This is a genomic window from Pseudomonas sp. HMWF006, from assembly GCF_003061205.1.
GTDB classification, from domain to species: domain Bacteria; phylum Pseudomonadota; class Gammaproteobacteria; order Pseudomonadales; family Pseudomonadaceae; genus Aquipseudomonas; species Aquipseudomonas monsensis.
The window spans coordinates 4,706-18,225 of record NZ_QAIU01000598.1 but is presented as its reverse complement, the minus strand read 5'-3'; the positions used below and the strand labels follow the sequence as shown (position 1 = coordinate 18,225).

General features: G+C 58.9%; 15 protein-coding genes. 7 read left to right on the top strand and 8 right to left on the bottom strand.

Features of this window, described 5'->3' with window-relative positions; translation table 11 throughout:
* Window positions 1-575: imelysin family protein (locus DBR24_RS34120; RefSeq protein ID WP_305889152.1), on the bottom strand; the 575-nt coding region annotated here is incomplete at its 3' end.
* Window positions 576-763: 188 nt separating this feature from the next.
* The gene (locus DBR24_RS27765; RefSeq protein ID WP_123466288.1) at window positions 764-2,815 is read right to left on the bottom strand and encodes a bifunctional diguanylate cyclase/phosphodiesterase; all 2,052 of its coding nucleotides are present in this window, start codon (window positions 2,813-2,815) and stop codon (window positions 764-766) included.
* A 350-nt stretch (window positions 2,816-3,165) separates the two neighbouring features.
* Here DBR24_RS27765 and DBR24_RS27760 point away from each other — a divergent pair, with 350 nt between their 5' ends.
* The 3 genes from DBR24_RS27760 to DBR24_RS27750 are packed head-to-tail and all read left to right on the top strand — an operon-like array spanning window position 3,166 to window position 4,873.
* On the top strand, window positions 3,166-3,969 hold the full coding sequence (locus DBR24_RS27760) for a hypothetical protein (RefSeq protein WP_128616305.1): 804 nt from the start codon (window positions 3,166-3,168) through the stop codon (window positions 3,967-3,969).
* On the top strand, window positions 3,969-4,496 hold the full coding sequence (locus DBR24_RS27755) for a hypothetical protein (RefSeq protein WP_128616304.1): 528 nt from the start codon (window positions 3,969-3,971) through the stop codon (window positions 4,494-4,496). Before DBR24_RS27760 ends, DBR24_RS27755 begins: the two co-directional genes overlap by 1 nt.
* Window positions 4,496-4,873, top strand: a complete 378-nt coding sequence (locus DBR24_RS27750; RefSeq protein WP_123466292.1) for a hypothetical protein — start codon at window positions 4,496-4,498, stop codon at window positions 4,871-4,873. Before DBR24_RS27755 ends, DBR24_RS27750 begins: the two co-directional genes overlap by 1 nt.
* Before the next feature lie 139 nt (window positions 4,874-5,012).
* Here DBR24_RS27750 and DBR24_RS30970 read toward each other — a convergent pair whose 3' ends face one another.
* From DBR24_RS30970 to DBR24_RS27735, 4 genes are all read right to left on the bottom strand, one after another.
* Entirely contained in the window at window positions 5,013-5,180 is a 168-nt protein-coding gene (locus tag DBR24_RS30970; RefSeq protein ID WP_158277053.1) for a hypothetical protein, read from the bottom strand.
* 139 nt (window positions 5,181-5,319) lie between these two features.
* Window positions 5,320-5,916, bottom strand: coding sequence for a superoxide dismutase (locus DBR24_RS27745; protein ID WP_003227660.1), 597 nt, complete (start codon window positions 5,914-5,916; stop codon window positions 5,320-5,322).
* A gap of 176 nt (window positions 5,917-6,092) precedes the next feature.
* Complete coding sequence (locus DBR24_RS27740) at window positions 6,093-6,695, bottom strand: LysE/ArgO family amino acid transporter (RefSeq protein WP_128616303.1); 603 nt, start codon at window positions 6,693-6,695, stop codon at window positions 6,093-6,095.
* 5 nt (window positions 6,696-6,700) lie between these two features.
* Window positions 6,701-7,102, bottom strand: coding sequence for an ACT domain-containing protein (locus DBR24_RS27735; protein ID WP_128616302.1), 402 nt, complete (start codon window positions 7,100-7,102; stop codon window positions 6,701-6,703).
* A gap of 96 nt (window positions 7,103-7,198) precedes the next feature.
* Here DBR24_RS27735 and DBR24_RS27730 point away from each other — a divergent pair, with 96 nt between their 5' ends.
* The 4 genes from DBR24_RS27730 to DBR24_RS27715 all read left to right on the top strand — a co-directional run bounded on the left by DBR24_RS27730 (window position 7,199) and on the right by DBR24_RS27715 (window position 11,125).
* Window positions 7,199-8,086: a LysR family transcriptional regulator ArgP gene (locus tag DBR24_RS27730; RefSeq protein ID WP_123466298.1), complete on the top strand. Its 888-nt coding sequence runs from the start codon at window positions 7,199-7,201 to the stop codon at window positions 8,084-8,086.
* Window positions 8,087-8,193: 107 nt separating this feature from the next.
* A complete protein-coding gene (locus DBR24_RS27725; protein ID WP_123466300.1) occupies window positions 8,194-9,186 on the top strand; it encodes an NAD(P)-dependent oxidoreductase in 993 nt (330 codons plus the stop codon).
* A gap of 126 nt (window positions 9,187-9,312) precedes the next feature.
* On the top strand, window positions 9,313-10,167 hold the full coding sequence (locus tag DBR24_RS27720; protein WP_128616301.1) for an ATPase: 855 nt from the start codon (window positions 9,313-9,315) through the stop codon (window positions 10,165-10,167).
* Between the two features lie 109 nt (window positions 10,168-10,276).
* Window positions 10,277-11,125 carry a cache domain-containing protein gene (locus DBR24_RS27715; protein WP_128616300.1) on the top strand — a complete coding sequence of 283 codons (849 nt, stop codon included), beginning with the start codon at window positions 10,277-10,279 and terminating at the stop codon, window positions 11,123-11,125.
* Between the two features lie 121 nt (window positions 11,126-11,246).
* On the opposite strand, the gene DBR24_RS27710 is transcribed toward DBR24_RS27715, so the two are convergent.
* Together DBR24_RS27710 and DBR24_RS34115 are read right to left on the bottom strand one after the other, a co-directional pair.
* The gene (locus tag DBR24_RS27710) at window positions 11,247-12,764 is read right to left on the bottom strand and encodes an MDR family MFS transporter (protein WP_128616299.1); all 1,518 of its coding nucleotides are present in this window, start codon (window positions 12,762-12,764) and stop codon (window positions 11,247-11,249) included.
* Window positions 12,765-12,844: 80 nt separating this feature from the next.
* A partial coding sequence (locus tag DBR24_RS34115) for a 4-hydroxybenzoate 3-monooxygenase (protein WP_256591913.1) occupies window positions 12,845-13,520 on the bottom strand: 676 nt, incomplete at its 5' end.

The window sequence follows — 13,520 nt, the reverse complement described above, 5'->3', positions numbered from 1 at the left end:
GAACCGCCCAGCTCGTTGAGGCTGGCGAGTTTTTCCGGGGTGATGTCTTTTACATCGACCTTGTCTTCGCCGACCTGCACTTCAGTGTTGGCGATGATGTTGGCCGTGGCGCCCGGGTTACCCAGCGCGTGTTCGTAGGATTTGTCGACGTAGTCGATCAGGCCTTCGTCCAGTGGCCAGGCATTCACCTGACCTTCCCAGTCGTCGATGATGGTGTTGCCGAAGCGGAACACTTCGCTCTGCAGGTAAGGCACGCGCGCGGCAACCCAGGCAGCCTTGGCGGCTTTCAGGGTGTCGGCGTTCGGCTTGGCGAGAAACGCGTCGACGGCGGTTTGCAGGGTTTTCGCGGTGGATTCGGCATCGCTGTAAACGGCGAAGACCATGTCGGCATAGTGCGCGACCACAGCCTTGGCGGCCGCTTCGTCGACTTTACCGGCAGCGGCAGGCGCAGCCGCTGGCGCGGTAGTGCTGGCAGCTGGCGTCGGCGCGGCGGCTTTGTCTTTGCCTTCGCCGCAACCGGCGAGGGAAATAGCGATGGCCAGCAGACTGGCGGTAGCCAGAGGCATACGAATCATGGCGAACATCCTGCTTCGGTAGTTGAATAGATAGGCGCTGGGGGCGCAAAACTGCGACATAATGCAAATCTTTCGCATTATGTGTAAAGGGCTGTGGCTGGAAATATTTCTTATTTACGAAACGCAAAAGATCGTCCGAACGCGGTCCGAGCCTTCGGCTGCATCTGCTGGGCTGCGATCTTCTGAGGTTACAAAATGGCTGCGTTGCTGCGTTGCGCCTGTTTGAGGTAGGCACCCAGCTCACGGGCCGGCAGCGGTTTGCTGTAGTGGTAGCCCTGACCTTCGTGGCAGCCTTCGGAAATGATGTACGTCTCCTGCTCGGCGGTTTCCACGCCCTCGGCAATCACCTGCATGCCAAGGCTCTTGCCCAGTTGAATGATCGCGCGAACGATGGTCGCATCGTCGTCGTCATCCAGCAGATCCTGGACGAAGCTCTTGTCGATCTTGATCTTGTCCAGCGGCAGGCTTTTCAGATAACTCAGCGATGAATAACCGGTGCCGAAGTCGTCGATGGCGATCAGCGCCCCGGAGCGGCGCAGGCTGAGCAAGTGCTGGGCGGCGGTGCTGATGTCTTCCATCAGGCCGGTTTCGGTGACTTCCAGCTCCAGGCTGCGGGGCGGCAGGCGATACATCTGCAATAGATTGTTGACCACCCGTGGCAGCTCGGCGTGGTGCAGTTGCACGGTGGACAGGTTGACGGCCATGCGCAGGTCGACGAAACCCTGATCGTGCCATTCGCGCAGTTGTTTGCAGGCCTGATCGAGCACCCATTCGCCAATGGCGATGATCGTGCCGTTCTGTTCGGCCAACGGAATGAACAGATCCGGCGGCACCAGACCGTGTTCCGGATGCTGCCAGCGAATCAACGCTTCGACCCCGACCACGCGATGATCGCGATAGCTGATCTGGGGCTGGTAGACGAGGTAGAACTGATCGCGCAGCAGTGCATCACGCAGGTCTTTTTCCAGTTCGCGCCGGCGGCGCATCTCGCTGTCGACGCTGGCGATGTAGAACTGATAGCGATTGCGCGAGCGGGTCTTGGCCAGGGTCATGGTCTGCTCGGCTTTCTGCAACAGCTTTTCCGTGCTGTCGCCGTCTTCGGGGAACAAGGTGATGCCGATGGTGGCGCGCAGGCGGATTTCCTGATGGTCGAGGGCGAACGCCGCTTCCAGATCGTCGAGGATGCTTTGCGCCAGTTCCGCGGCTTCATAAGGCTGTTCGATATCGGCCTGCACCAGCGCGAACTGATCGCCGCCGAGGCGTGCGAGTGCGCCAAGCCGACCGCTGTGAGCGCGCAGCCGATCGGCAAGTGCCAGCAATAACTGGTCGCCGGTCTGGTAGCTGAACTGCTCGTTGATGCCCTTGAAATCATCCAGCCCCACGCACAACACCGCGACCCGCCGTTGCAGCTTGCCGGCGTCGACCAGAATCTTGTCCAGTTGCTGCTGTAATTGCTGGCGGTTCGGCAGGCCGGTCAGAAAGTCGTACTGGGCCATGCGTAGCAGACTGTTTTCCGCTTCGTGGCGCAGGTGGGTGTTGCGTTCGATGGATTCGAGCAACTGGTTGGCGGTGTTGATCCAGATGCCCAGCTCGTTTTTCTCGTGACCCTTGAGTTGCGGAATCTTGTGTTCGCTGGGGCGGTCCGGGTTGATTTCGGTGAGGTGCTCGATGATCCGCGACAGCGGTTTGGTCAGCAGCCAGTGATAAACCAGATACAGCACCAGGCCCATGGCCAGCGCGCGCAGCACGCCGGAAATGAAGATGATCACCGAGCTGACGATGAAACTCTCGCCATAAGTGGCGGTGTCGAGGGTGATGCTCAGGTCGCCGTAATACTCGCTGTAGGGACCGCGACCGACCAATTGCGTGGTAAAGGTGCGCTCCTGGCCGAGAATCAGGTCGGTCAGCCAGCGGCTGTTGGAATGCTGCAACTCACGGGACTTCTGCGCGAGCATGGCTTCGTTGGGATGGCCGATTGACGCTTGGCGCACCGCCTCGTCCTGGAACAGGCCTTCGATTACCTGCATGCCCATTTCCCGGTCCAGGCTGTAAACCGCCTGGGTGGAGGGATCGCGGAACATGTCGAGGATCCGCTCGGCGTCGCTGGCTACGGCCTGACGGGTTTTGTAGGCATCGAACACAATCTGCGCGCAGCTCAAGACCACGCCGACGATCAATGCTGACAGGAGCACGACCCGGAGCAACTTCACCGACAAGCTGTTCTTGAGTTCCAGCTTCAAAGGGTTATTCCTTGTTCCGTGCGGGTAGCGTCAAGTTGCCATGAGTATTGGCAATCCCGTGATGGCAGTCAAAGGGACAATCAAGCCCAGGGTTATTTGCCTGTGGCGTTGGCCGAAATGCAGCTGCCTGGAGTATTAGCCCTAATCTGTACTGTGTCGGTAGTTTCGACCCTCAACTTGAGCGGTTTGCAGCATTTTTTCCTCTTTTTGATGGTAGCCCGCTGTGGCATGGCAGCAAGCAGCGCGCCACAGAGAAGTCGGATTCCCCCTACACGCAAAACAGAAACACCCGGCATTCAAGTTTGAGTTCGCTCGCCAAAGTCCTCCGTTTTGCAGAGCGGGGCACGGACGTGACCAGACTTATCCCTCAACGTGAACTCCACGGCCAACAGGCGCTCGACACCCACCAAGCCATGGACACCTTGCGAGAGGCACTCAACCGCCCGGATGAACTGCCGGGATTCGACAAGCTGCTCAATGCAATGGGCCTCAATCACTCCAACTATCTGCAAGGCGCCAACCAGCGAAAACTCGTCGAAGCCATCAATAACGGTGGTTGGGTCATAGTGAAACCGCGGGTTGTTACTGATAGCGGCGGCGCTTCGTGGAACGCCTTCAGCCCCCAACCCGAACCACCACTGGCCGAGCAACTGGTGGAAGACCACGCCTACACCTTGCCGAAACCGGCTGAGTCAGGCTTTCACATTGTCCAGACATCTATGAGCCGCGAAGCGCTGGAGCGCGCACTGTACGAAACGACGCCTGGCGAAGCACTGCGCCGCGAGTTCCGTTCGCTTAACCGTCATTTGGGTGAACAGGTCAAAGCGGGGCAGATGGTCCTCTTCAGCGACTCGCGCAACTACATGTGCCGACGCGAAGAGGCGCAAATGATGGCGGCAGCGGAGAAAGTGAATGAAGCGCTGAAAGACCTGACGGATGAAGAGGCTTCTTTCATGGTTGAGCATCATGAGGTGATTGAACCGTTTTTGGGTGTTTCTTCCGGAGCGTTGGGTGTTGCATCGTTTATGGTGGGGCAGCACATGGAAACGCTTAAGGGCACGCTTAAAGAACTGGAACGCTTACATATCGAGCAGTACCGCCAGAACGGTAATCTCCATTCCCCGCAGTTTTTTTTGCGCAGCGCAAGCGGTTGATGTCGAAGCTTGATGCCGGTTTGGGGCCCTTGGTTCGCAAGATGACGGGCATCCCGGATCACCCCAAACTTAAACGGGCTTTAGGATTATCTTCGCGAAGGACTGTGCACAACTGGAACAAGGCAGGCGCACCGAATCAATTGCCGGGATATGCGACACATATTGAGGGCGTGGCGCGATCTTCTAAGTACATAAAGGCCGGCGGTTATTTGGCAATTGGATTGGGCGCGAGCTCGGCGGCGATGAAAATTCACGAAGCATGCCGTACCGGACGCGAAGAGGAATGCCGTCAGGCGAAATTTGTCGAAGGTTCTAAGCTGTCAGGAAATGTTGTGGGCGGAATGATGGCAACCAGACTGGCGCCAATCGCACCAATGACATGTGTTGCTCTTGGAGTGGGCACGGCGGGTACAGGAGGTCTGGTTTGCATGTTGGTTGTAAATGGCATGCTTGCCGCACAAATGGGAGATAGCGGTGGTCAGTTTGGTGAGTTCGTCGGTGAAAAGTTGTATGAGGTGAGTCGATAATGAGCCTTGATCAGTTTGTTGGCTTATCTGGAATACCCCTTTTTGTATTGTTTTTTCTGAACTATTGCTTTTCAGCTTATGTAGCGACCCACAAGCTGGAGGAAATTCAGAGCCATTTATCGAACTCTCGTTTCGTCGCATCACATCGGGGCGACAAAAGTACGCCGATCGTCTTCAAAGTGGGTAGTCTTGAAGTTGTATATGCCCTTTTGGTTCTAAAGGTCTTGCGAAATTTAGACCCGGAGTCCATTGAGGAAGTAAATAATTTTCCAAAGCAATTGCGCCCTTGGGTGATCATCCCCGGTCACATCAATACAGTCTGCGTTTTATGGTTTTCCGCGATTTTGGTATGGATCAATATCAAGCAATATCTGTGATCGCACAGTACCCGCGGACTGCTACAGTCGCTTGTCCCAAAATTTGGTCATGCGTTTGTCTGATGGCAGAGCACTGGGGCGCCGATAAATCAAAACACGGCCACAAGGGGCTGTGTATGTTGTCAGTCCGTCGTGACAACTAAGCAACCGGTTGCACGTTATCCAGCGCGGTCTTGCGGTGCGAGACATCAGGCACAGCGGCGAAGTTGTTGAGTATCTCTGTGAACGATCCCAGTGTTTCGCTGGCATTTGCCAGCGGGGATTCGGTGTCGTACTTCGGATTGGCGAGGTGCATAGGCAGAGGCACAAAATTGTGTAGCTTGAGTCGGTATCAGGACATGTTTGTTAAACATGTATGTTTAGATCCGAGCCTTCGGCAGTTCCTACAGGGATACGCAAGCATAAAAAAACCCGGCAATAGCCGGGTTTTTTGACTGGCGCGCAGCTTAAGCGGTGAAGGTTTTACCTTCGAACTGCTCAGCAACGAACTTCCAGTTGACCAGGTTCCAGAACGCTTCAACGTACTTCGGACGCAGGTTGCGGTAGTCGATGTAGTAAGCGTGTTCCCAGACGTCGCAGGTCAGCAGCGGGGTGTCGCCGCTGGTCAGCGGGTTGCCGGCACCGATGGTGCTGGCCAGGGCCAGGGAACCGTCAGCCTTTTTCACCAGCCAGCCCCAGCCGGAACCGAAGGTGCCGATCGAGGTTTTGCTGAACTCTTCCTTGAACTTGTCGAACGAACCGAAGGCTGCGTTGATGGCTTCAGCCAGTGCGCCGGTTGGTTGACCGCCGGCGTTTGGCGCCAGGCAGTTCCAGTAGAAAGTGTGGTTCCAGACCTGAGCGGCGTTGTTGAAGATACCGCCCGAGGAAGTCTTGACGATCTCTTCCAGGGTCTTGCCTTCGAACTCGGTGCCTGGCACCAGGTTGTTCAGGTTCACGACATAGGTGTTGTGGTGCTTGTCGTGGTGAAATTCCAGGGTTTCCTTGGAAATGTGCGGCTGCAGGGCATCGTGTGCGTAAGGCAGCGGCGGCAATTCGAAAGCCATGATGATTCTCCTAATCAGGTCTGTTGCGGTGAGCGCAAGGCCGATCACGGGCGGCCAGAAATGCACCGACGAGTTTTTACTCTTTGCGGCGCAGGGTTCGGATCATAGCACCGGGGTCAAGGCTTAACCACGCAACAACTGTGTGGGATAGAGGTTCCAGAGCTGTTTGGAATAAATCAGCTGGCGATAATCAGTTGGCCAGCCACCGTAAACATCATCAATGCCACCACCAGATCAAGAATCCGCCAGGTACTCGGCCTTGCCAGCCACGGCGCCAGCCATGCGGCACCGAGGGCGAGGGTGAAAAACCACAGCAGCGACGCACTCGCCGCGCCGACGACATAAGCCCCCGGCACCGACTGCTGCGCACCGAGCGAGCCGATCAGCAACACCGTGTCGAGATACACGTGCGGATTGAGCAGCGTCACTGCCAGCGCGCTGAGCATCACCGCGCGCAACGAGCGCACGGTGAGGTTTTCGCCCTGATCCAGACTCTGTGTCGAGAACGCCCGGCGCAGCGCCTGGCTGCCATACCAGATCAGAAAGACTGCGCCGCCCCAGCGCGCCACCGCGAGCAATGTCGGGTTCTGCGCCAACACGGTGGCCAGACCAAACACCCCGGCCGCCACCAGCAGCGCATCGCACGCCACACACAACGCCGCCACCGGTAGGTGATGTTCACGCCGCAGGCTCTGGGCCAAGACAAAAGCATTCTGGGTGCCGATCGCCATGATCAACCCCAAGGCCACCAGCAGGCCGTTTACATAGCTTTGCCACATAACGATTACTCCGCGTTGGCTGCGAGATCGCGCAGCACTTGCATGGCCCGTTCGGCATCGGCCTGACCGACAAACAAATGATCGTGGTAGTAACCGGCGATTACGTTGCAACTGATCCCGGCCTTGCCCAGTGCGCTGGCGAACGCCGCAGTGAGGCCGACCGCTTCCAGTGCCGAATGCACATTGAGGGTGATCCACGCCGCCACATAATCGAAATCGAACCCGGCCCGTTCAGCCTGGGAGCGCTCGAGAATCACGGTCAGGCCTTCCTGCTCGCGGAAGCTGCCGACAATCTCCAGACCCTCGGGCAACTGGCCATCGACCAAGGTGCAGAACACGTATTCGCCAGCATTGAGCTGCGGGCTCATGCTGCGCAGCAACGTCGTGAGTGAGGTTTCGCCAGCCATTGCAGTGTTCCTTGATAAAGAGTGCCTGCTGGCTATTCTCCGGTCGAAAGCTGTATAAGAAAAACCAATAGTACTGATCGCTCATTAGGAAAACTGATGTTCGACTACAAATTGCTGTCCGCGCTGGCCGCCGTGGTCGAGCAGGCCGGATTCGAGCGCGCCGCGCAGGTGCTGGGCCTTTCGCAATCGGCGATTTCCCAGCGGATCAAGCTGCTGGAAGCGCGGGTCGGCCAACCGGTGCTGGTGCGCGGCACGCCGCCGTCGCCGACCGAAATTGGCCGACGTCTGCTCAACCATGTGCAGCAGGTACGACTGCTTGAGCGCGATTTGCAGACGCTGGTGCCAGCGCTCGACGAAGAAGGCCTGCCCGAGCGTTTGCGCATCGCCCTTAACGCCGACAGCCTCGCCACCTGGTGGGCCGAAGCCGTGGGTGATTTTTGTGCCGAGCAGCATTTATTGCTGGATCTGGTGGTGGAGGATCAAACCGTCGGCCTCAAGCGCATGCGTGCCGGCGAGGTCGCGGCCTGTGTCTGTGCCAGCGAACGCCCGGTCGCCGGCGCCCGTAGCGTATTGCTCGGGGCGATGCGTTACCGGGCGCTGGCCAGCCCGGCGTTCATCGCGCGGCATTTTCCTGATGGCGTGCGCGCCGAGCAGTTGCCGCGCACCCCGGCGCTGGTGTTCGGCCCGGACGATTTCCTGCAGCATCGCTACCTGGCCTCGCTCGGCGTCGATGGCGGATTCGAGCACCATTTGTGCCCGTCTTCCGAGGGTTTTGTGCGCCTGACCGAAGCCGGTTTCGGTTGGGGACTGGTGCCGGAACTGCAAGTGCGCGACCAGTTGCAACGCGGTGTGTTGCGCGAACTGTTGCCAGATAAACCGATCGACGTGCCGTTGTACTGGCATCATTGGCGCAATGGTGGTCAGCTGCTGGGTTTGCTGACCGAACAATTGGTACGTTCTTCACCACAATGGCTGGTGGCTTAAAAGCAGTTGCGAGCGTCAAGCTGCAAGCGGCAAGTCAAGCGCTGAGCATTGTTTTTACCCTGCAGCTCGAAGCTTGAAGCTCGCAGCTGGTTTCATTGGAGCTTTACATGAAAATTCTGGTCACCGGCGCAAGCGGCTTCATTGGCGGACGCTTTGCGCGTTTCGCCCTGGAGCAGGGCCTGGACGTGCGGGTCAACGGTCGCCGGGCCGAGAGCGTCGAGCATCTGGTACGCCGCGGTGCCGAATTCATCCCCGGCGACCTGACCGATCCCGAATTGGTGCGTGAACTGTGTGCCGACGTCGAAGCGGTGGTGCACTGCGCCGGCGCCGTCGGCCTGTGGGGGCGTTATCAGGACTTTCATCAGGGCAACGTGCAGGTCACGGAAAACGTCGTCGAAGCCTGTCTGAAGCAGCGCGTGCGGCGGCTGGTGCACCTGTCGTCGCCGTCGATCTATTTCGATGGGCGCGACCACTTCAACCTCACCGAAGAACAGGTGCCCAAACGTTTCAAGCATCCCTACGCGGCGACCAAGTATCTCGCCGAGCAAAAGGTCTTTGGCGCGCAGGAATTCGGTCTGGAAACCCTTGCGCTGCGTCCGCGTTTCGTTACCGGGGCCGGCGACATGAGCATTTTCCCGCGCCTGCTGAACATGCAGCGCAAGGGCCGGCTGGCGATTATCGGCAATGGCCTGAACAAGGTCGATTTCACCAGTGTGCAGAACCTCAACGAGGCCATGCTCAGCAGTTTGCTGGCGGCCGGCTCGGCGCTGGGCAAGGCCTACAACATCAGCAACGGCGCGCCGGTGCCGTTGTGGGATGTGGTCAATTATGTGATGCGCAAGATGGAAGTCCCGCAGGTCACCAAGTACCGGTCCTACGGCCTGGCGTACAGTGTCGCGGCCCTCAACGAAGGCGCCTGCCGGCTCTGGCCGGGGCGACCGGAACCGACGCTGTCGCGCCTGGGCATGCAAGTGATGAAAAAAAATTTCACCCTCGACATCAGTCGCGCCCGGCATTATCTCGACTACGATCCGAAAGTCAGCCTGTGGTCGGCGCTCGACGAGTTCTGCGGCTGGTGGAAAGCACAGGACATTCGCTGAAACGCGTTGCAACGATTCGGCCGGCCGGCAATGAACCGCACCGCAGGTTGGGGGTCAATCCCTGCGGCTGCGGCGGTTATACTTCGCAGCATTTAGCCATCACCGCGTTTCACAAAGGTTGCCTCAATGTCCATGCGTAATGATGCCCACGACGATTTCGACGATGTCCCGAGCCTGCGCGCCGACACGTTCGACGACGATGACATTCCGACCACTGCCCGCACGTCCGTGCACTCGCGCACACCACCGGCGGTCAAGGTCCGGGCGGCCAGCACCGGGCCATTGTGGGCGCTGGTCGGCGCGCTGTTTTTTGCCTTCATGGGCCTGGCGTGGTGGAGCTTTCAGCAGATCTCGCTGATGGAACAGCAACTGGTCGCGACCCAGGAAAGCTTCGCGCGCATCAGTGAGGAAGCTGCGGGGCGCTTGCAGGATATTTCCGGCAAGGTGGTCGCCAGCCAGACCAACGTCAACACCGACAGCGAAGCCCTGAAGCTGCAGATCAAAGCGCTTGAAGGCAAGTTGCTCGATCAGGGCAAACAGCAGCAGGGTGTGGCCGGTCAGGCCAGCGATCTGGACAAGCGCCTGGCGCAGATGACCGCGCAGACCACCGAACAACAGAACGCCAACACCCAGTTGCAGGCCCAGGTCAAAGCCCTGAGTGCAGAACTGGCGACCCTGAAAAGTGCGCCGGCCGACACCAGCAAGGTCGATGCCCTGCTCAAGAGTTATGACACCCAGCTGAAAAGCCTCGGCGCGGATATCACTGCGCTGAAAAAGCAGGGCAACTCGAACGCTGCGATCGAGCGCCTGGAGCAGGAAATCGTTGTCCTCAAAAGCGAGCAGGACAACCGTCCGGCAGCGCCACAGGGCGGTGGCAATACCGCCGAGTTCGATGCGTTCCGTGGCCAGATGACCCGCAACCTCAATACCTTGCAGGCACAGATCCAGAACCTGCAGCAACAGATCAATGCCCGGCCCTAGGGGCTAAGCTGAGGGGCTCTCGCCTGTAATCTCTGGATTCAAGTTCAACTTCCATATGACCCCAAGCCGTCTACGCTCTTGAAACACCAACAAGAACGAGGGATGCGTTATGGGGTTTTTGCATAAAGTGGCGTGGCTCGGGCTGATGCTGCTTGTGGGGGCAGGGCAGGCCAATGCCGTCTCCACGCAAAAGGACGACAGCAAGGCCGCCATCGCCCTGCTGGAAAAGGCACTGGCCTACTACCACGACAACGGCGACAAGGCCTTCGCCGCGTTCAGCCGTCAGGGCGAGTTCGTCGATAAGGATCGTTATGTGTTCGTGGTCGATACCAAGGGCGTGATGCTCGCCAGCGGCGGGCCATCCTCTGCCTTGATCGGTCGTGATGTCAGCGAAGTGCTCGGGCCGGACCTGCAAAAGACCTTCAAGGACGCGTTGCTGGTGCCTGAAGGCAACGGCATCCAGCAAGCCGAATACCGCTGGCAGAACTGGGCGGACGGCAAAGTCGAGCGCAAGCATGTGTATTACCAGCGCATCGGCCAGCGAATTCTGGCAGTGGGTTATTACTTGCCGCGAGCCTCTGCGGAGCAAGCCAAGGCACTGCTTGATAAAGCAGCCACCGATCTGGGCAAAGACGAAAAGGGCACGCTGACGGCGATCAACTCGCTCAAGGGCGGCTATCTGCAGGATGACCTGTATGTGTTTGTGGTCGACCTCGACACCCAGCGCTATGTCGCCCACGGCACCAACCTGCGGCTGATCAACACCGATTTCAGCAAGATCAAGGACCCGGACGGCAAACCGGTGGGCGAACCGATTCTGGCGCTGATCGGCAAGCAGGACAGTGGCGAATACGAATACCGCTGGAAAAACCCGGTGACCGGCAAGGTCGAGGATAAGCATGCCTACCTGAAGAAGGTCGGGCATTTCCTGGTGGCGGTGGGTTACTACAGCCCTTGAGTGAACGGCCTTTTGCAGGAGTGAGCCTGCTCGCGATCAGGGTATGTCAGTCGACATCACTGTTGAATGAAACACCCTGATCGCGAGCAGGCTCACTCCTACAGGGATCGTGGAGTTTGTTCTATCTGGCGCCGTGCTCACGCCCGCGCAACAGGTTATTGGGCATCGCAATCGCTGCCGCCAGTCCCAGCAGTGACACCGCCGTGCTCACCCACAACAAATGCCGGAACGTCACCGAAAGCTCCGCACGCAAGGCGTTCTGTGCATCCCCTGGCGCCGCGTTCAAGCCATCGAGCAACACGTTGCCCGAATGCCCCTCGCTCATCAGCGAACTGCTTGCCAGATGGGCAAAACTCGAATCCTGCAAGAAGGCCAGCAACAGTGCCGACATCAACGCCACCCCCACCGCGCCGCCCAGCGAGCGAAACAGGTTGGTGGTGCTGGTGGCGACACCGATGTCACGTTGCTCCACCGAGTTTTGGGTGCCGACCAGCGACGTGGGGAATTGCATACCCCCGGCAATGCCGCTGAGCAGCATGAACAGACCACTGAGCAGCGTTGCTTCTGGCGGACTGAATGCCATGCCGAGAATCGAGATCGGCATCAGGGTCGCACCGGTGAGGATCTGCGGCTTGTAGCGCCCGGTGATCGACGTGCGCCGGCCGGCGAAGTAGGCACCGATTGGCAGGCCCATCGCCAACGGCAACAGATGCAACGCCGCACTGTCAGCGCCCGCGCCGGTGACACTCTGAAAGCGCAACGGCATCAGCACGATCAACGAAATCGCCTGGAAACTGGTAAAGAAAATCGTGCACCAGCACAGCAGGGCATTGCGGTTGGCGAACAGGTGCATCGGTAGCAGCGGTTCCCGCGCCCGGCGTTCATGCCAGACGAACACTGCCAGCACCACGACGGCGCAGGCGAACAAGCCAAGCACTTCACTGCTGCGCCACGAATGACCCTGACCGACCTGGGTGATGCCCAGCAACAGCGCGGTCAGACCGATGATCATCAGCAGCGTGCCGAGGTAATCAATGATCGGTTTGCGCTGCGGAACCGGCAATCCGCGCAGGTTGCGCCGCGCCACCCACCAGGCACCGAGGCCCAGCGGCAGGTTGATCAGAAACACCCAGCGCCACGACAGGTATTCGGTCATGTAACCGCCCAGCACCGGACCGGCGACACTGGCCACCGCGTACATGCTGCTGAAATAACCCTGATAACGCCCGCGCTCACGCGGTGGCACGATGTCGCCGATGATCGCCTGACTCACCGAAATCATGCCGCCGGCGCCGATGCCCTGAAGAATCCGCGCCAGCACCAGTTGTTCCATGCTTTGCGCCATGCCGCAGAACAGCGAGGCGAGGGTGAACAGGCCCATGCCGAACAGCATCAGTTTGCGCCGCCCGTACAGATCGCCGAGCTTGCCGTAGATTGGCACGGCCACGGTCATCGCTACCATGTAGCCAGAAATTACCCAGGCCAGCAGGCTGACGTCCTTGAACTGGGCGGAGATGGCCGGCATCGACACGGCGACGATGGTCTGGTCCAGCGCGCCAAGAAAGATCGCCATCATCAGCGCGACCAGCACGCTGCGAATGGCCGGTTTGGGTGTTTCAGGCTGGTGAAGATTGGTCACGGGCGGAACCTGCGGGCAGTGAGAATCCCGCAGGTCGCAAGGCGAGCGGGGGATGCTCGCCAGTGTAAGTCGATAGCAGGCTATTCGATAGCCTCATATGGAAGTCCGACGTAATTTTCTGCAATGGTTTTTCTGCCGGCTTCGGAGCTGACGAAATAGTCGAGTTCCGAGGCGCTGATCCGCTGGCTGAAGTCATCATGTTCGTCGAACCGGTGCAGCATCGAGGTCATCCACCAGGAAAACCGTTCGGCTTTCCATACCCGGCGCAGGCAGATTTCCGAGTATTTCTCCAGCAGGTCGGTGCGGCCGTCGCGATAAACCTTCAGCAGAATATTGAACAGGGTGCTGACATCGCTGGCGGCCAGGTTCAAGCCCTTGGCGCCGGTAGGCGGAACGATATGGGCGGCATCGCCGACGAGGAACATCCGCCCGTACTGCATCGGTTCGACGACAAAGCTGCGCAGTGGCGCAATACTTTTTTCAATCGACGGACCGGTGACAAGTTTCTCGGCAAGCTCGGCGGGCAGGCGGGATTTGAGTTCGTCCCAGAAACGCTGATCGCTCCAGTCATCGACATGTTCTTCGGCAGGCACTTGCAGGTAATAACGGGTGCGAGTCGCCGAGCGCATGCTGCACAGGGCGAAACCGCGCTCATGGCGGGCGTAGACCAATTCGTCATGCACTGGAGGGGTGTCGGCGAGAATGCCCAGCCAGCCAAACGGATAGACCCGTTCGAAGACCTTCAGGCAATCGGCC